Source organism: Candidatus Collinsella stercoripullorum, assembly GCF_027669965.1.
GTDB lineage: Bacteria > Actinomycetota > Coriobacteriia > Coriobacteriales > Coriobacteriaceae > Collinsella > Collinsella stercoripullorum.
In genome coordinates, this window is the sequence record NZ_JAQECM010000005.1 from 1 (window position 1) to 17,559 (window position 17,559).

Sequence of the window (17,559 nt, forward strand, 5' to 3'; positions counted from 1 at the left end):
GATGCCGGGGCCGACCCCGCCGGAGCCGCGGGCGACGCGGACGCATCCGTCCCGGGAGCCGCCGGGGAGCAGGAGGCGCACGAAGGGCCGGTCGCCGAGAAGGTTCCCGACAACCTGCCGTGGCGCGACTGGAGCTTCGACGAGCCGACCGGCACCTGCGATGCCCGCGTGCTCATCATCGGGGACTCGGTCACCGAGGGCGCCTCGGGCACCCTGCGGGCGATGCTGCCCGAGGCGACGGTCGACGGCCAGGTGAGCCGCCAGCTCTACACCGGACCCGAGGTGTACGCCGGCCATGAGGCCGACGGCACCGACGGTGACGCCGTGGTGGTCGCCCTCGGCGGCAACAGCCTCATCCGCGACGAATCGCAGGTCCAGGATGTCATCGACATGGTGGGGGGCAAGCCGCTCTACTTCGTCACGATCCGCAGCCCCTACCCCCTTCAGGACATCAACAACGAGATCCTGCGGCGCTACGCGTCCCAGAACGCAAACGTCGGCATCATCGACTGGTGCGGGGCGAGCGAGGGGCACAGCGAGTACCTGGTGGACGACGGCGTCCATCTGACCGATGCGGGCTGCCAGGCGTTCGCGCAGCTCATCCGCCAGGCGCTCTGCGGGAGCTGAGCCGCCGCGGCGCGCGGATGAGGGCGCGCCGCCAGCCGACGGGGAGCCGGGCCTGTCCCGGAGGCCCGCAGCGGGCAGGCCCGGCCCCGCCCCGGAGACCCTTCGACCTGGGCCGTCGGACGCCGCAGCGGGCGGGACGCCGAGACGCCGCCCGCCCCCCCTTCCGCTACCCGCGCCAGCGGGCGAGCAGCGCGTAGAGCTCCTGCGGTCGGGGCAGGGCGAGCCCGCAGGCCGCCTCCCCGTGCTCCGAGACCGCCTCCCAGCCGCCCTCGTCCAGACGCCCGAACACGGCGCGCACCGCCTCGGCGGCGGTATGCGACCCGTCGAGCAGGCCCAGATGGGCCGCCGTCCGCATCATCTGGGCGAGCGCCGCGGTCTGCTCCGGGTCGACCAGCTGCTCCACGAGCCGCAGGTCCGCCGACCCTCCGCCCACCTCGACGGCGTCGAGCCCGTGGGAGCGGGCGCGGACCCGCTGCTCGCGGCCGTCCCGGGCGGTCCGGCCGCCGCGCCCCCGCCCCCGCCGCTCGGCCACGCCCCAAGTCAGCCGCCTCCCCGGCCCCGGCTCGGAGAAGCGCGGGGCCCGCGGCGTCTCGGGCGCGCCGAGCTCGCGGCAGACCGCGCGGACGCGGTCGGTGATGTCGCGCGCCTCGTAGCGGTCCATCTGCACGACCGCGTCGGCGACCGAGAAGAACGCGCCCGAGCTGCCAGCCACGATCACGCAGCTCACCCCCGCGCGCTCCCACAGGTCGCGCACGCGCTCCACAAAGGGGGTGATGGGCTCGTCCCCGCCCGACACGACCGCCTCCATGAGGGCGTCGCGCACCATGAAGTTCGTCGCGGAGGTGTCCTCGTCGACCAGCAGCACGCGCGAGCCCGCATCGAGCGCCTCCACGACGGCAGCCGCCTGGGACGTGCTGCCGCTGGCGTCGGCGGTCGTGAAGCGCACGGTGTCGCGGCCGTCGGGCAGCTCGCCGATGAACAGGGAGATGTCCGTATCCCTGACCGGGCGGCCGTCCTCGGCGCGCAGCTTCACCGCCGCGGCGTCGGTGACGACGAGCTCGCGGCCGTCGCCCGCCACGTGGTCGTAGACCCCTTCCTGCAGCGCCCGCAGCAGGGTCGATTTGCCGTGGTAGCCCCCTCCCACGATGAGCGTGATCCCGCGGCGCACGCCCATGCCGGGGGTGGGGCCGCGATGCGGCAGGTCGAGCACCACGCGCATGCTCTCCGGGGAGGTGAACGGGCGCGCGCCCTCCATCGGGCGCGAGGACACGCCGCTCTCGCGCGGGAGCACCGAGCCGTCCGCCACGAACGCCACGAGCCCCCGCCGCACGAGCTCCTCGCGGACGAACCGCCGGTCGTCGGCGAGGTCCGCGGCGGCGCGCGCCTCGCGCCCCACGCGCGGCGTGCAGACGAGCGCCTCCTCCGCGCACGAGGGGATGAGGTCGAGCAGCATCCGCGCGGCGGCGCGCCCGTCGACCGTGCGGCCGTGCGCCGGCAGACCCGCCTCGAGGCGCAGCGTCACCGACCCGTCCGCCCCCACGGAGCACGCGGAGCGCGGCAGGACCTCGGGGCCGGGGCGGCTCGTGGCGATCAGCCCGCTCTTCCCCGAGCCGCCCACCGCGAAGCTCACCCGCGCGGCGGCGCGCGCGAAGCGGCGCACGAGCAGGTCCTCGAGGGCGACCCTCCGATGCGGGGCGTCGAACAGCTCCCCGGGGAACCCGGCCCGTGCGGCGGGAAGCATGACGGACACCTGGGACGGGGCGGCGAAGGGGTCGCCCTGCACGTGGTCCACGGACAGCTCGAGGCCGCCCAGGTCGTAGACGCCCCTCAGGCTCTTGTAGGCCGGGTACCCCCGCCTGTCGATCGCACGAAGCCGTTCGGCAAGATCGCGCTCGGTCCTCATCGTCCGCTCCCCTCTCTCGCAAGGCGCCCGCCCGACCTCGCCGGCGCGGGACGCTTACAGGGTACGCGATTGCCCGCGGCCGCGGGAAGCCCGCCGCGGGGTGCGTGATTGCGGTGCCGTCGGGCCGCCCTGCCTTCGGCTCCCGCGCCGGACTGCTATGATTGAGCCGTTTGACAAGCGCGGCGCATCGCGCCGGAAACGAGAGGAACCGTACCCTCATGGACCGCACCAAGATCGCCCAGCTCTACGCGGACGCCGAGTCGCTCGGCGGGCAGACCGTGACCGTCGCCGGATGGGTCAAGTCCGTCCGCGACATGAAGAACTTCGGCTTCGTCACGCTGAACGACGGCAGCTGCTTCCGCGACCTGCAGATCGTCATGAACCGCGACAGCCTCGCCAACTACGACGAGATCGCGCACCAGAACGTCTCGGCCGCCCTCGTGGCGACGGGCACCGTGAAGCTCACCCCGGACGCGCCGCAGCCCTTCGAGCTCACCGCCGAGACCATCGAGGTCGAGGGCCCCTCCGCCCCCGACTACCCGCTGCAGAAGAAGCGCGCCACCGTCGAGTTCCTGCGCACCCAGCAGCATCTGCGCCCGCGCACGAACCTGTTCCGCGCCGTCTTCCGCATCCGCTCCGTGGCGGCCGCCGCCATCCACCGCTTCTTCCAGGACCGCGGTTTCGTGTACGTGAACACGCCCATCATCACCACCTCGGACTGCGAGGGCGCCGGCGAGATGTTCCGCGTCACGACCTTCGACCCGGCCGCGGCGCCGCTGACCGAGTCCGGAGAGGTCGACTGGAGCCGCGACTTCTTCGGCAAGGCCGCCTCGCTCACCGTGTCCGGCCAGCTCAACGCCGAGAACTTCGCCATGGCCTTCGGCGACGTCTACACCTTCGGCCCCACCTTCCGCGCCGAGAACTCCAACACCACGCGCCACGCCGCCGAGTTCTGGATGATCGAGCCCGAGATTGCCTTCGCCGACCTGGCCGACGACATGGACCTCGCCGAGGCCATGCTCAAGTACGTCATCGACGACGTCATGACCCGCTGCCCCGACGAGCTCGGCATGCTCAACAAGTTCGTGGACAAGGGCCTCATCGCACGACTCACCCACGTGGCGACCTCCGACTTCGCCCGCGTGACCTACACGGAGGCCATCGAGATCCTCGAGGCGGCGGTCGCGGCCGGGCATGCATTCGAGTATCCCGTCTCCTGGGGCATCGACCTGCAGACCGAGCACGAGCGCTTCCTCACGGAGGAGCATTTCAAGTGCCCGACCTTCGTGACCGACTACCCCGCCGAGATCAAGGCCTTCTACATGCGCCTGAACGACGACGGTAAGACCGTCGCCGCCGCCGACTGCCTGGTCCCGGGCATCGGCGAGATCATCGGCGGTTCGCAGCGCGAGGAGCGCCTCGACGTGCTGGAGCGCCGCATCGCCGAGCTCGGCATGGACGCGGACCAGTACCGGTACTACCTGGACCTCCGTCGCTTCGGGACCTGCAAGCACGCGGGCTTCGGCCTGGGCTTCGAGCGCCTGGTCATGTACCTCACCGGCGTGGGCAACATCCGCGACGTCATCCCGCACCCGCGCACCGTGGGCAACGCCGAGTTCTAAGAGGCGCCGCCCGGTCCTGCGCGGGCGGCATCGCGGCACCCGCCCGCGACGCCGCCGCATCGCGCGGGGCACCGGCCCGCAGGGGCATCCTCGCATCCGATCGGCCGCCGATCCGCTTCGAACGCCCGCCGGAAGGCCGCCCGCGGCCCCGGCGGGCGTTCGCGTTCGCCCTCAAGGCAGAAAAGAGCCGTTTGGGGGAGGGTCGCCTGCGTCGGTGTCCCCATCGGGCTGTCCGCTCTAGCCGTATCGTCCGTCATGACCCCTTTTGATGCGCCAAAAACGCGGCGGTTATGCGCAGAGGAAGCCGGCTCCCGGCCCCAGATGCCCGAAGCCACGGCGCCTCCGGGGCCGAAGGGCCCCGAGCCCGCCGTCGGACCCGATGGGCCCTCCCCCAAACACCGAAAACGCGCCAGGATCCCGTGCACGAACCTATCGACAGCTCCCCGCCCGGCTCGGAGCGGCCCTCCCGGTTCGGAAAACGGCCTTACACCACTTCTCGGGACGCGAAACCTTTTCGGTACGCGATGGCCCGAAAGCCCGGTCGGCAGGAGAACGGCCGCCAAAGGGAACCCGCCCGCGGAAGCGGGCCCTCCGCAACTCAACGAGTGACGCGAAGCGCACCGAACGGCCGTGCCAGCACGACCCCCGCCCGCGGGAAATCGGCGGGCGGACCCGGAAGGCCTTTCGCCGACGGCAAGGTTAACAGTCGGTATCAACCCCGGTCGGCGCGGCCGCCTGAGTATCATTGATTCTTACCCGCGCGCACGCAGCGATGCGGCGCCGCGCACGCCTCGCGGGCGCGGCGGTGCGGCGCGGGTTCGTGTAGGGGGACCGCATCGACACTGAAAGAGGTCGCACATGACTATCATCGACCGTCCCGTTTCCCGACGCGCCGCTGCCCTCGGCGCGCTGGCCGCGGCGGGCTCCGTGTTCCTCGCAGGCTGCAGCGACGACGCGGCGGACTCGGGCTCGTCCTCGAACGGCGCATCGGGTGACGGCACGACCTACAAGATCGGCGTGCTTCAGCTCACCGAGCACGGCGCGCTCGACCAGACCAACGAGGGCTTCGTCGCCGCGCTCGACGAGTCCGGCATCTCCTACGAGATCGACCAGCAGAACGCCCAGAACGACCAGTCCGCCTGCCAGACCATCGCGAGCAAGCTCGTGAACGATGGCGACGACCTGATCTTCGCCATCGGCACCCCGGCCGCGCAGGCCGTCGCCGGGGCGACGAGCGACATCCCCATCGTGGGCTCGGCCATCACCGACTATGCGGAGAGCGGTCTCGTCGAATCCAACGACGCCCCCGGCGGCAACGTGACCGGCAGCTCCGACCTCACCCCCGTCGCCGACCAGATCGACCTGCTGCAGCAGCTGCTCCCCGACGCCGGGAGCGTCGGCATCCTGTACTGCTCCGCCGAGTCCAACTCCGAGGTCCAGGTGTCGCTCGCCGAGGAGACCCTCGACGGCGCCGGCCTGGCCCACGAGCGCTACTCCGTGTCGAGCTCCAACGAGATCCAGCAGATGATCGAGTCCATGGTCGGCAAGGTCGACGCCATCTACGCGCCCACCGACAACACCATCGCCGCCGGCATGGCGACGGTGTCCATGGTCGCCAACGAGAACGGGCTGCCCGTCATCGTCGGCTGCGACACCATGGTCGAGGACGGCGGCCTGGCCTCCTACAGCATCAACTACTACGACCTCGGGTACAAGGCGGGCGAGATGGCCCTCCGGATCCTGACCGAGGGCGCCGAGCCCGCGGACATGCCGATCGAGTACCTGTCGAGCGACGAGTGCCAGCTCATCGTGAACCAGGCGACCGCCGATGCGCTCGGCGTCGACGTCTCGGGTCTCGAGGGCGCCGAGATCGTCTAGCGGGCCGCGCGCCGGAGGGCGCCGACGGACCGCGGGCATCAGCCCGAACCACGTACCGACCAAGCTAAGGAGCACAGCTATGGACCGCACCACCCTCTCCCGCCGCTCGTTCACCAAGGGCCTCGCCGGCGTCGGCGCCGTCGCGCTCGCAGGCCTCGCCGGCTGCGGCGGCGAGGCCGCCTCGGGTTCCACCGGCGGCGCCTCCGGCACCACCTACAAGATCGGCGTGCTGCAGCTCACCGAGCACACCGCGCTCGACGCCGCCAACGACGGCTTCGTGAAGGCGCTCGACGACTCCGGCATCTCCTACGACATCGACCAGCAGAACGCCCAGAACGACCAGTCGGCCTGCCAGACCATCGCCAGCACGCTCGTCAACAACGGCTGCGACCTGATCCTGGCCATCGCCACGCCCGCCGCGCAGGCCGTCGCCGGCGCCACGAGCGACATCCCCATCGTCGGCACCGCCATCACCGACTTCGCGGCGAGCGGCCTGGTCGAGGACAACGACGCCCCGGGCGGCAACCTCACCGGCACCTCGGACATGAACCCCGTCGCCGACCAGATCGCCCTGCTGCAGCAGCTGCTCCCCGACGCCCAGACCGTCGGCCTGCTCTACTGCACCGCCGAGTCCAACTCCGACATCCAGGTGTCGCTCGCCGAGGAGGCCCTCGACGGCGCCGGGATCGGGCACGAGCGCTTCACCGTGTCGAGCTCCAACGAGATCCAGCAGGTCGTGGAGTCCATGGTGGGCAAGGTCGACGCCATCTACACCCCCACCGACAACACCATCGCCGCCGGCATGACCACCGTCGCCATGGTCGCCAACGAGAACGGCCTGCCCACCATCTGCGGCGAGGTCGGCATGGTCGAGAACGGCGGCCTCGCGTCGGTCTCCATCAACTACGAGGAGCTCGGCTACCGCGCGGGCGAGATGGCCGTCCAGATCCTGACCGAGGGCGCCGACCCCGCCGAGATGCCCATCGAGACCATGTCCGCCGATGAGTGCGACCTCGTCTACAACCAGCAGACGGCCGATTCGCTGGGCGTCGACGTCTCCGCGCTCGCCGACGAGGGCGGGCAGGACGTGTCCGCCTAGCACGGCCCCGCATCGGGCGGCCCTGCGGGCGATGCGTTTCGAATGCATTTCGCATGTGCCCGCTACCATGTGCGCGCACCCGCGCCGTGGTACACTGTCCGCTGCATATGTAGCATCGTTGGTACGATGAACCCCGGCAGGTCTCGCGCCTGGCGGGGTTCATTTGGCTCGATTTGAAGGAGGAGACGACATGGGGCTCGCCATGCTCGGTGCCGTATCCCAGGGCATCCTCTGGGGCATCATGGTCCTCGGCGTGTTCATCACCTATAAGCTGCTCGACATCGCCGACCTCACGGTCGACGGGAGCTTCGCGCTCGGCGGCAGCGTCTGCGCGGTGCTCGTGGTGGGAGGTGTGGACCCGCTCGTCGCGATCCTCGCCGCCATGGTCGCCGGCATGGTCGCCGGCGCGGTCACGGGCTTCCTGCACACGGTCTTCGAGATCCCGGCCATCCTCGCCGGCATCCTCACGCAGATCGGCCTGTGGTCCATCAACCTGCGCATCATGGGCAAGTCCAACACGCCCCTGCTGCAGAACGACACGATCTTCTCGCGCGTCACGGACCTCACCGGCCTGTCCACCAACGTGGGCTCCATCATCGTCGGGCTGGTCGTGGCCGTCGTGATCATCGCCGCGCTGTACTGGTTCTTCGGCACCGAGATCGGCTCGGCCTGCCGCGCCACCGGCAACAACGAGGCCATGGTGCGCGCCCTCGGCGTCAACACCAAGGTCACCAAGATGATCGCCCTCGTGCTCTCCAACGGCCTCGTCGGCCTGTCCGGCGGCCTGATCTGCGAGAGCCAGAAGTACGCGGACATCGGCATGGGCACCGGCGCGATCGTCATCGGCCTCGCCGCCATCGTGATCGGCGAGGTGCTGTGGCGCATCCTGCCCGGCGCCAAGCTCCATTCCTTCGGCGGCCGCCTCACCTCCGCCGTCGTGGGCTCGGTCGTGTACTTCCTCATCCGCGCCATCGTCCTGCAGCTCGGCATGGACGCCAACGACATGAAGCTGCTGTCCGCCATCATCGTGGCGCTCGCCCTGTGCATCCCCGTCGTGTGGGAGAAGCACCAGCTCAAGCGGTCCTACACCCGTGCCGCCCGTCCCGAAGGGGGGCGATAGCCCATGCTGAAGGTGCAAAACGTCTGCAAGACCTTCAACGCCGGGACCATCAACGAGAAGCGCGCCTTGGTCAACGTCGACCTGCATCTCGCCCCCGGCGACTTCGTGACCGTGATCGGCGGCAACGGCGCCGGCAAATCGACCCTCATGAACATGATCGCCGGCGTGTACCCCATCGACTCGGGCGTCATCGAGCTCGACGGGCGCGACATCTCGCTGCTCTCCGAGCCCGCACGCGCCAAGTACCTGGGCCGCGTGTTCCAGGACCCGATGATGGGCACCGCCGCCGACATGCAGATCATCGAGAACCTCGCCATGGCGAAGCGCCGCGGGAAGCGCCGCACCCTCGCCTGGGGCGTCACGCGCGCCGAGCGCGACGAGTACACCGAGCGCCTGCGCGAGCTGGGGCTCGGCCTCGAGAAGCGCCTCACCACCAAGGTGGGCCTTCTGTCCGGCGGCCAGCGCCAGGCCCTCACCCTGCTCATGGCCACGCTCACCGAGCCCAAGCTGCTGCTGCTCGACGAGCACACCGCGGCGCTCGACCCCAAGACCGCGTCCAAGGTGCTCGACCTCACCGAGAAGATCGTGGACGAGCGCCGTCTCACCACCCTCATGGTGACGCACAACATGAACGACGCCATCCGTCTGGGCAACCGCCTCATCATGATGCACGAGGGCCGCGTGATCTACGACGTGTCCGGCGCCGAGAAGCGCTCGCTCACCGTGGCCGACCTCCTGCAGAAGTTCGAGGAGGTCTCGGGCGGCGAGCTCGCCAACGACCGCATGCTGCTGAGCTGACGCCCGAGCCCGTGCGCCCCGCACTCCGAACGCGCCCGTCGGGATCCCCGGCGGGCGCGTTTTTCGATCCGTTGGAGGCGGGCCTGTATCCCGCCCGCCGTCCGCAGGGGCCTGCGGACGCGCCGCTCGTCTGGACCCCGCGCCATGCATGAGCCGGGTGCCGAACGGGGTATCATGACATGAGCCACCCGAGAGGAGCCCGTATGTTCGACGGCATCTTGAAAGCGATCTTCGAGTTCATCGCATATCCCGAAGTCCAGCGGGCGTTCTGGGCCACCGTGATCGCCGCGACGACGGTCGCGCTGTCCCAAGTCGCGGCCAAGGGCCTGCGCAAGCTCCTCAACCTCGATACCGTCCCCCTGCCCTCGGCGAGCATCATCATCAACATCGTGCGCGCCGTCATCTGGATCGGCGGCGGGAGCATCATCCTGGACGGCGTCTACGGGGTCAACACCAACGCGATCGTGGCCGCCCTCGGCGTCGGCGGCATCGCCGTCTCCCTCGGCTTCCAGGACACGCTGTCCAACCTCATCGGCGGCCTGCAGGTGACGTTCATGAAGATCGTCAAGCCGGGCGACAACATCGAGGTCGGCGCGGAGGCGGGCGTGGTGCAGGACATCACCTGGCGCCACACGACCATCAAGGACTCGCTCGGTCAGACCGTGATCGTGCCCAACTCGGTGATCTCCAAGAACGCGCTCGTGCATCTGCTGCCCGCCAACCGCGTGGCGGTGCCCTTCGCCGTGCAGCGGCTGCGCGAGGACGGCAGCGACATCGCGGTATCGCTCGATGCCTTCGCCGACGAGCTGGCCGCGGTCGCCCGGGACGCGGCGGCCGGGGTCTCCCCCGTCACCAGCGAGCCGAGCGTCTTCTTCTCCGAGGTCACCGAGTTCGGCATCAAGGGCAAGATCATCCTGCAGGTCGAGGACTCAGCCCAGACCTCCCGAGCCGCCGACGCCATCGTCCGCGCCATCGCCGGGCGCCTGAGGTAGGCGAGGAGGCGGGAGGGCCGGCGGCCGCAACGGCCGCCCCGTCTATCTGCTATAAGGCTTCCTGTATTACGTAAATGTTTTCCGAATCGATCAGAACCTCCACCGGCTTGTTATACAGCTTGTCGATTGAATCGAGGGCCTGCTGAAACACCAGCACATCGGACGACTTCGCTCTCCTGAGTTTTGCCATCAGACCCTCTGTGATATCTTCATTCAGTCTTCCAGCGCTTTTCCCGGCGCTGGAAATGGAATCGTCGATCTCAGTCGCCCCCAAGGGAGTGGAAGCGATAAGCCCGCCGAGGGCCTGCCCGACAGCGGAAACACCACCGAGAAGAATCGAATCGACGGCCCCTTTGGACTCCCGTTCTATTTCGTTATAGCATTCGCTGTATGTTTCACGATATTGAAGGGCGCGTTCCGAGATGCCCTTCGTGATTGTCGCTAAATACGCCCCATCATAATTGGCACTCAACAAAGGCTCCAGGAATGATGCGAATGCATAGAGATGAGTCGCAAGCTGGTAGTCTTTCAGCTGGTCAAGCACTTCGTCCAGCCGCTGATCTATCACCGCACGGATTTCAAGCGGACCCCGGCTGCCAAGCTTTCCGCTTATCTGCGCCCTCAGGTGCGCCGAATTCTTATCGGACTCCTGCTTGATGTCCAGCACCTTCATGTGAGCGTTCTTTAGCCACATGTCGTTGTTCCAGTTATACCGGTAGTCATTGAACAATCCCGTGAGGGTCTGCATATTACCAAGCAAAACCGCCTTATCCTTTTGGCGCAGATAATCGAACATCTCCTCTTGGGTCTCTTGGATGGCATCGAGCTTCCATGTGATCTGAGCAAGAGCAGCTGCCATGGCGAGGGATGTCGGATTGAAATACGCTGCGATATTCTGGACAGTACTTACTTGTTGAAATTGCGCCCATGCGGCACCCCCATCCATCGTACGCGCCGCGCTCGAAAAAAGACCGTTCTTTGCCTGCTTGAGCACCGCTCCGTTCGGGAGCACCGCCCGGTACAGCACATGCGTGCCGCTTGGTTGAAGCGCCGCATGAACGGCTTGGCTGACCTCGGAAAAGCCGATACCCAATGACGGTAGTAAATCGAGCGGAAGCTTGAGCGTATTCTCCTTTGACATTTCCACGTCCGCCATTAGGGGCTTCAGCTCGATTTGAGATACCTGCCGGGCAATTTGCCGCCGGGCATCACAGCAAGAATCGTCTCCAGTTCCCATCAAGCTCCTTACTCTCTTTCAGCTATACGCTCCACACGATTGGTAAGCACTCCTCGAAATATCCCGTATCGCATCCTCCCTAAGACAAGCACGAGCCATGTATACGATGCTATATGAGACCCCTACCCCGCGTCAGGAACCGGTGGCGGCGTAAGAGCAACGAGCTGCAACACGTCTGGAACGGCCTCCGCAAGTCCCCAGTCGGCCATCCCGGGCGTCCAGATATAGGTTTCCTTGACTACGCGCTTCTCAACGACAAGGCGAGCGAGCTCGACGATGGAAAACGGGCCGGCAACCTTGCCATCGAGCACCGCGTAGTAAACCGGCTGCCCACATTGGAAAGACTCGGGAGCTCGCTTCGTAGGGGTAAGCTGCCCGCCCTGTGGCATCTGTGCCGCTTGCAGGGAGTTATTCGCTCCAGGCACGCACATCTCCTGCAACATGGCATTCATCGATTGCGCCATCTGAGTTGCGACTCCCAAGCTCAGTCCGAATTCGACTAAGCGATCAATGGAATAGAAACTCGGCTCGCTCATATCGCATCCTCCTATGCGCTCGGCGGAACCGGCGGCATACCGGGCACCGTGCCCGTTGAGGACGTCAGCACCACGGCCAGCTCGTCGACATCCCCGGCCCGCCGCCACTCAGCCATACCCGGTTTCCAAACTAGGCTGGCATCCCCTAACGCACCCGTTTCAGCCATCTGCCGAAGCGCCATCATGTCGAACGGCCCCGTTGCGGCACCGTTTACAGCCAGATAGTATCCAGTCGTGGGAATCGGAGGTGGGACCTGCCCCGTTGCCGCAGCGACGGACCGGTCGCCACCCAAGGGCGCCCCTGGCTGACCGCCCAGACCTCCCATCATGCCGCCCATCATGCCGGCGATGTTTTGTCCGACCGCGCCACCGACCGCCATGCCGGCCATCATGGCAACGGGGTCGAACCCGCTTCCTCCACTCTCGCCAAGGCCTGTATTGCCCATCTGAGTCGCACCGCCCGATCCCATCTGCCCAAGAGCCTGGGCGCCGGCAACGCCGACCTCTGTCTGTTTCTCCACCTGGAACGCTGCGAAGTTCGCGCTTTCGGAAGCCAAACGCTGAGCACGCTGCGCCTCTTCGCGCTGCACGCGCAGGGTCTCCTCGAGGTTCTCCGCGTTGATGCGTTGCTGGTCCTGCAGATTCTTGATATTGACTTCTGTTTGAGCTTGCACGGTCCGGGCCTCGAGATCGCGCGTGACCGCCATGAGCTGTCGATAACCGTCGCTCGTCTTATCGAGTTCTATGGCGGAGATATCCACCCCCGAAACCTCGACCCCGAAATCCTGCGCAAGACGTGATGCGATCTCCGGCTCCACCTCGTCATGTATCTGCGCGATGCCCCGCTCGATCTGAACGAGGGGGATGCCCAGATCAGCGGGGGCGTTCGCCACCACACCCTTCACGTAGCGCGTCACCGCATCTCGAATCTGCCGCTGAAACCGCTCGAGATCGAACTCGTCCAAACGATGCAGTTTGATGAACTGCCGATAATCCTTGATGTGGAACGTAATGGTGCCGCGCACGGCCGTGGGTACGCCGAAATCGAGGAACCGCGGGTCGTAGACGTCGAAGAACGGTACGCCGAAACGGACCTGCACCACATGGGCGAGGTTGATGAAATAGACCTCCGCCTGGAAGGGAGTACCGCCCTCGTACGCAAGGCCCACGATGCTCGCCAGCACAGGCAGGTTCGCCGTCTTGACGACCTCGTCGTACGGACCCTCGATAAAGTCCTGATAGACACCGTTTCTTTGGTTATAGACGAACGCAGCGACCGACCCATCGCGCACACGAAGCGATGAACCCCAGCGGATGGCGTTCTCACGACGGTTGTTCCCGCGCTGCGACCCCGCCGGATGCCATTTCCAGATCAGATAATCCGGCTCATCGCAGCGAATCTCGTCCATGAACCCGCCAGAGCTTCTGCTAAAGGTAGACATACATTCTCCCGTCAGGAACTGGATAACGCCGAGTTAATTAGGCAGAGAACGATAATGATGGCAATCATGGCAATCCACAGGAGCGCAACACCCAGATATAGCCTGATTGCTCCCTTTCTTGCGTGCTCAATCCTCCCCGCCGTCTTTTCATACAACTCCGCTATCTCGGCAAAATCCTCATCGTGCTCTAAAACAATTTGAGCCTTTTGATACGCCTGTTCGAGCTTTGAGGCCCAAGCTCGAGAAAGCGCGACTTCGGAAGGGGGCAGTGTCCCGTACTTAACCTCGTTAAAAGCATCGGCATTGATATTCGATGCGGACACGATAATGAATTCGAGCAAATCCTCCTTGGTATTAGGAATGGGAAAGGACCTGATTAACGATGCCTTCCATTCATCCTCTTTGGATGGCTCTCGATTAAAGCGCTCCAGAAGCCCCTTCCTCCTGCCAGAAGAAGGATGGTTTTCAGCCGCCTGAAGTTGAAGCATCAAGCTGTTCAGGGAGCTAACACCCTGAACACCGCGAATCTCGGAACCGCATGACGGACAGAACGCGTCAAATGACTCAAGTATTTCCCCGCACACAGGGCACTTTACAATCACTCCCGCATAGCGGTTAACACGCTGTGACTGAACGGGCGCACCACATGAGGTGCAGAACGATGCACCGTCCATCAATCTTCCGCCGCAATTATTGCAATACGTCATTCTACGCAAACCTATCGTAATGAGATTGAAACCGGATCGAGTTCAAGCCATCCAGCGGTCGCGTTGTAATCGCCGACCTCAGCCGTGATGGTGATGTTGTCCCCCTCGTGCAATGCATCGCCATTCACCACGTTCATATCGCCAAATGAGACGTCGGTAAGGCGGAAGTTCAAATCACCAGACGCGCTTCCACGATCGCCCTTCAATATCAGCACATCCCAACGCGTGTCATAATCTTCGTGGTGCTGAAGGCTACCGACCCATCCATTAAATGTGATGGTCCTCCCCTTATATGCCGAGCTGAACCAACTGGCATCTGCGTCATTCTGATTGAGTAGCTTATTCAAGTCCGCTTCAGGAACGGGCTCTGCATCCGACGCGTCGCGCTCACCGGTGCCGCCCGAATAATATGTTATCTTTACCCCGGCATCAAAAGCGAAGGTATCATCTGCCGAGAAATCGCTATCCCCGAACAATCCTCCTATTCGCACCTGCGACACGGTATCCCTGGCACCGGATGCACTCGTGGCCGCCGTCGTCACATTGATGAATCCGGCCTTTTCGAACAAAGCGACGACTTCTGAATAGTTCATCCCCTCAAGTGCTGAAGACGCAGCCGGGGCATTGAGGTCGGAAAGAACGTGATAGGTGATAACAACCTCATCGTCGCTGAAGAATGCATCGTCACTGCTAAAGCCGTCAACTTCGGCAATCGTTACAGAGCCGACACGCCAGTTTCGCTCGCGTTGGCCGATACTCAGATCTCGCTGCTCCACCTCTCTGATATTGGTGAAGCCGGCATCCTTGAAAGCGCGATGGAGCTCATCGTGATAGTACGACTGCATCTCGTCTGAGGAGGTTGGAGGACATATGGTGTCGATGGCCTCGATTTCAACTTGCTGAGCGGTACACTTCACCTTGTATTTCAGCGCAACTTCGCCGTTTACGGCAAACCGGACGTTTCCGTCCACGCTCTCATCGCCCTTCTCGGCAACGCGAAGCGAATGCTCCCCCTCATCAAGCTCTAAGACGAATTCTTCGGTGGCCCCATGATCGAGTGACCCTCGAAGCTCATCATCCACATAAAGATCAAGGTCATACCTACTGAGAAAGAGGTTCTCTTCGCACTCGACTATCAGGGAGACGCTCCGTCCCCCCTTTCCCGACGCATCGGTCGTATCCGCCGCCCCGGATACGACTCCAGCGCTCTCGCTGCACCCCATTACCGAGAAAGCAAACAAGCAGCCCAGTACAGCAGCCAATACGCTTCTCACAACCTTATGAGCACAAACATCACTGCTCATGCCGCTCTCCTCCGTGCGCTAGCCCCGACATGCTCTCTATAGAGAGCCATTTCAAACTATACCGCACGTATGCTCGAAGCATGGATAACGTGCGCGAAAAGAGGAAGCTGGGATCCCGCATCCGGGAGCTCCGAGGCGAGCAGGGCATCTCGCAGCGGCAGCTCGCCCTGATGACGGGCATCAGCCGCTCCTATCTCTGGAAGATCGAGACGGGAGCGGCCGATGTCGGGGTCGACGTCCTCATCTGCATCGCGCATGCGCTCGACACGCAGGTGCGCGAGCTCATCGAGTTCTAGATGCCACCCGAATCGCACCTTTGCTACTGGGCGACCTCGGCGAGCTTTGCCGAAATCCGGGCCATCACCTCGGTGTAATACGCATAATCCGCCGGTGAGAGACTCTCTTCGTCGATCTTATCGAGCGAGTTCATCATATCTGAGTACTGAGACATCATGTCCGCATACCGAGCGAGCAGCTCGGGCGAACTGGAGTCAGCGTTGTACGCGTTCATGAATTCGACGTATTGGTCAAAGAATGCCTCATACTCGTCCATTGTTGCTTTGAAATCGGGAGACACCGATTCTGAACTTGTTGGCGCGCCCGCATCAGCGTCGGTCTCAACCTCGGCTTCCTGTCCGACGGGGGTATCGTTAGCCGCCCCTGCATTGGAGGCATCCACGCGCACAGTCATGGTGTTGTAGCCCCTATAGTCCAGGCTCAGGCTCACCCCGTTGGCGTTATCAGCTTGATAGAACGTATCGCCGCGGTTGTAATCCACATTAAAGCCAGCCTGGGAACAGGCGTCTACATATTGCGCAAATGCATCGGGACTCGTTCCCCCAACGTAGGCGAAGAAGAACGTCGAACTATCCGAATCTATGATTCCCTTTGCAGACTGCGGAGCAGGAACGAGTGATCCCGCTCCGCTCGTGGGCCAGGCGATCTCACTGAATTCAAGAGGCGCGTCCAGCGTTATCGTGAAGTCCTCACCTGAACTGTAGGAGGACAAATCGAGGAGATACCCTTCCTTGGAATACGCTCGATAGAAGTCCTCCGTGCTTCCCTCCGCATCAATGGTGAAGCCCATATCCTTGCATGACTCTATGTAGGCCTTGTATTCGGCGTCGGAGCATCGGTCGATACTCGCCCTCAACTGCTTCTCATTCATATCGATCGACTCGATTCTGCCTGGCGGTTCAGGCAGTTTCTCCGCGAGCCCGGTTGTCGGCCAGGCCTTCCCCGTGCCCAAAGCGCTGCACGCCATTTGCCTTATCACAAAAAACAGCACCACTGCCAGCACAACGATGCCGGCAACGAACTTCTTCGATAGGCCCTTACCGTTCTGTTCGCTCATATCGCAACTCCTTTTTTCGAGCGGAACGTCGAATTCCGAATAGTCCTTGTCGAGACATTTCCCAGCTTTCCGGGAAACCCCACCTTTCACCGCCCTCCTATCGTCACGTTCGCCCATCCGAACCGCTCGTGCAGGCAAGCACTGCCCGAGCGAGAAACTCAAATGAGCCCATACCGAAAACCAACTCGACGGGAACGCCGTTCTCAGACTCGCCGAGAAATGCCGCGAGGGCTCGAATCGCAAGATCTACCTGAGTATCGTTGGCGTCTTCGTCTGCAATCGCATGTGCGATATCCAATGCCAGCAACTTCGCCTCAACGGAATCGGACTCCGAATTGTCCCCAAGCAACCCGGCAAGCGAACTGGCCCAACCGTTTACGAGCGACTCGATGCCGTGCTCCCTCACTGCAGAAGGGGCATCGTCTCCACGGAGCACGCCGAGAAGCGCGACGACCAGACCTTGCAGGCCACGGCGCACGGACTCCCCATCTTCCTCCTTAGCATGCAGCTCAAGTACGGAAGCTCGCACCGCGCGCTCTGCGCTCTGCATCAAAGCGGCCTCCATCGCAACATAAAGGCGATCATCGACCGGTGCTTCCACCACGACCTCCAGATACTCGAGCGTTGCCAGCCTGTCATCGATTTCTGCCCGGCGCCGGCGCAACGTCGTCGCCTTGCGAAGTAGCGCACGACCGAATGATCCGTCATCCTCGAGCAGATCGAACACGGCGGGCTCGACCTCCCTGAGCGTAAAGCCCGCCTTGGTGAGCTGCCGTACGAGGTAGAACGCCAGCAGGTCGCCCTCATCGAAGCGCGAGTAGCCCGGCTTGGACACCGCCGGCCTCCAAAACCCCAGGCCGTCCCCCGCCGTGTTGGGATTGCACAGATCCTGGATCGTATGACGTGTGAGTCCCGTGAGCTGTTCCACCTGCGACCGTTT

Annotated in this window: 16 protein-coding genes; 8 read left to right on the plus strand and 8 right to left on the minus strand. The window is 64.4% G+C overall.

Going from position 1 to position 17,559, the window contains the following annotated elements:
- Nucleotides 1–627 (plus strand): SGNH/GDSL hydrolase family protein (locus PHA29_RS02225; protein WP_270847861.1); only part of this gene is annotated, 627 nt, incomplete at its 5' end.
- Nucleotides 628–793: 166 nt separating this feature from the next.
- Here PHA29_RS02225 and PHA29_RS02230 read toward each other — a convergent pair.
- On the minus strand, nt 794–2,530 hold the full coding sequence (locus PHA29_RS02230) for an ABC-ATPase domain-containing protein (RefSeq protein ID WP_270847863.1): 1,737 nt from the start codon (nt 2,528–2,530) through the stop codon (nt 794–796).
- Nucleotides 2,531–2,748: 218 nt separating this feature from the next.
- Here PHA29_RS02230 and asnS point away from each other — a divergent pair, with 218 nt between their 5' ends.
- The 6 genes from asnS (at nt 2,749) to PHA29_RS02260 (ending at nt 10,039) form a co-directional block, all read left to right on the plus strand.
- Nucleotides 2,749–4,152 carry an asparagine--tRNA ligase gene (asnS, locus tag PHA29_RS02235; RefSeq protein ID WP_270404534.1) on the plus strand — a complete coding sequence of 468 codons (1,404 nt, stop codon included), beginning with the start codon at nt 2,749–2,751 and terminating at the stop codon, nt 4,150–4,152.
- 858 nt (nt 4,153–5,010) lie between these two features.
- Nucleotides 5,011–6,030 (plus strand): ABC transporter substrate-binding protein, encoded by a 1,020-nt coding sequence (locus tag PHA29_RS02240; protein WP_270404536.1) that lies wholly within the window; start codon nt 5,011–5,013, stop codon nt 6,028–6,030.
- A 79-nt stretch (nt 6,031–6,109) separates the two neighbouring features.
- Complete coding sequence (locus tag PHA29_RS02245) at nt 6,110–7,129, plus strand: ABC transporter substrate-binding protein (RefSeq protein WP_270847866.1); 1,020 nt, start codon at nt 6,110–6,112, stop codon at nt 7,127–7,129.
- A 190-nt stretch (nt 7,130–7,319) separates the two neighbouring features.
- On the plus strand, nt 7,320–8,249 hold the full coding sequence (locus tag PHA29_RS02250; RefSeq protein WP_270847868.1) for an ABC transporter permease: 930 nt from the start codon (nt 7,320–7,322) through the stop codon (nt 8,247–8,249).
- Between the two features lie 3 nt (nt 8,250–8,252).
- Nucleotides 8,253–9,047 (plus strand): ABC transporter ATP-binding protein, encoded by a 795-nt coding sequence (locus PHA29_RS02255; protein ID WP_270404542.1) that lies wholly within the window; start codon nt 8,253–8,255, stop codon nt 9,045–9,047.
- Nucleotides 9,048–9,250: 203 nt separating this feature from the next.
- Nucleotides 9,251–10,039 (plus strand): mechanosensitive ion channel family protein, encoded by a 789-nt coding sequence (locus PHA29_RS02260; RefSeq protein ID WP_270847869.1) that lies wholly within the window; start codon nt 9,251–9,253, stop codon nt 10,037–10,039.
- A gap of 49 nt (nt 10,040–10,088) precedes the next feature.
- On the opposite strand, the gene PHA29_RS02265 is transcribed toward PHA29_RS02260, so the two are convergent.
- The 5 genes from PHA29_RS02265 to PHA29_RS02285 form a co-directional block, all read right to left on the minus strand.
- The gene (locus PHA29_RS02265; protein WP_270847871.1) at nt 10,089–11,276 is read right to left on the minus strand and encodes a hypothetical protein; all 1,188 of its coding nucleotides are present in this window, start codon (nt 11,274–11,276) and stop codon (nt 10,089–10,091) included.
- Between the two features lie 122 nt (nt 11,277–11,398).
- The gene (locus tag PHA29_RS02270; protein ID WP_270847873.1) at nt 11,399–11,812 is read right to left on the minus strand and encodes a DUF4339 domain-containing protein; all 414 of its coding nucleotides are present in this window, start codon (nt 11,810–11,812) and stop codon (nt 11,399–11,401) included.
- Nucleotides 11,813–11,823: 11 nt separating this feature from the next.
- Nucleotides 11,824–13,221, minus strand: coding sequence for an SPFH domain-containing protein (locus PHA29_RS02275; RefSeq protein ID WP_270847875.1), 1,398 nt, complete (start codon nt 13,219–13,221; stop codon nt 11,824–11,826).
- Nucleotides 13,222–13,265: 44 nt separating this feature from the next.
- Complete coding sequence (locus tag PHA29_RS02280) at nt 13,266–13,961, minus strand: zinc ribbon domain-containing protein (protein WP_270847877.1); 696 nt, start codon at nt 13,959–13,961, stop codon at nt 13,266–13,268.
- Between the two features lie 11 nt (nt 13,962–13,972).
- Nucleotides 13,973–15,265: a DUF4839 domain-containing protein gene (locus PHA29_RS02285; protein ID WP_270847879.1), complete on the minus strand. Its 1,293-nt coding sequence runs from the start codon at nt 15,263–15,265 to the stop codon at nt 13,973–13,975.
- Between the two features lie 89 nt (nt 15,266–15,354).
- On the opposite strand from PHA29_RS02285, the gene PHA29_RS02290 reads away from it, so the two are divergent.
- Nucleotides 15,355–15,561, plus strand: coding sequence for a helix-turn-helix domain-containing protein (locus tag PHA29_RS02290; RefSeq protein ID WP_270847880.1), 207 nt, complete (start codon nt 15,355–15,357; stop codon nt 15,559–15,561).
- A gap of 23 nt (nt 15,562–15,584) precedes the next feature.
- Here the strand turns inward: PHA29_RS02290 and PHA29_RS02295 are convergent, their stop codons facing one another.
- Together PHA29_RS02295 and PHA29_RS02300 are read right to left on the minus strand one after the other, a co-directional pair.
- Nucleotides 15,585–16,619 (minus strand): DUF6591 domain-containing protein, encoded by a 1,035-nt coding sequence (locus tag PHA29_RS02295; protein ID WP_270847882.1) that lies wholly within the window; start codon nt 16,617–16,619, stop codon nt 15,585–15,587.
- Between the two features lie 103 nt (nt 16,620–16,722).
- The gene (locus PHA29_RS02300) at nt 16,723–17,547 is read right to left on the minus strand and encodes a hypothetical protein (protein WP_270847883.1); all 825 of its coding nucleotides are present in this window, start codon (nt 17,545–17,547) and stop codon (nt 16,723–16,725) included.
- Nucleotides 17,548–17,559 lie beyond the last annotated feature (12 nt).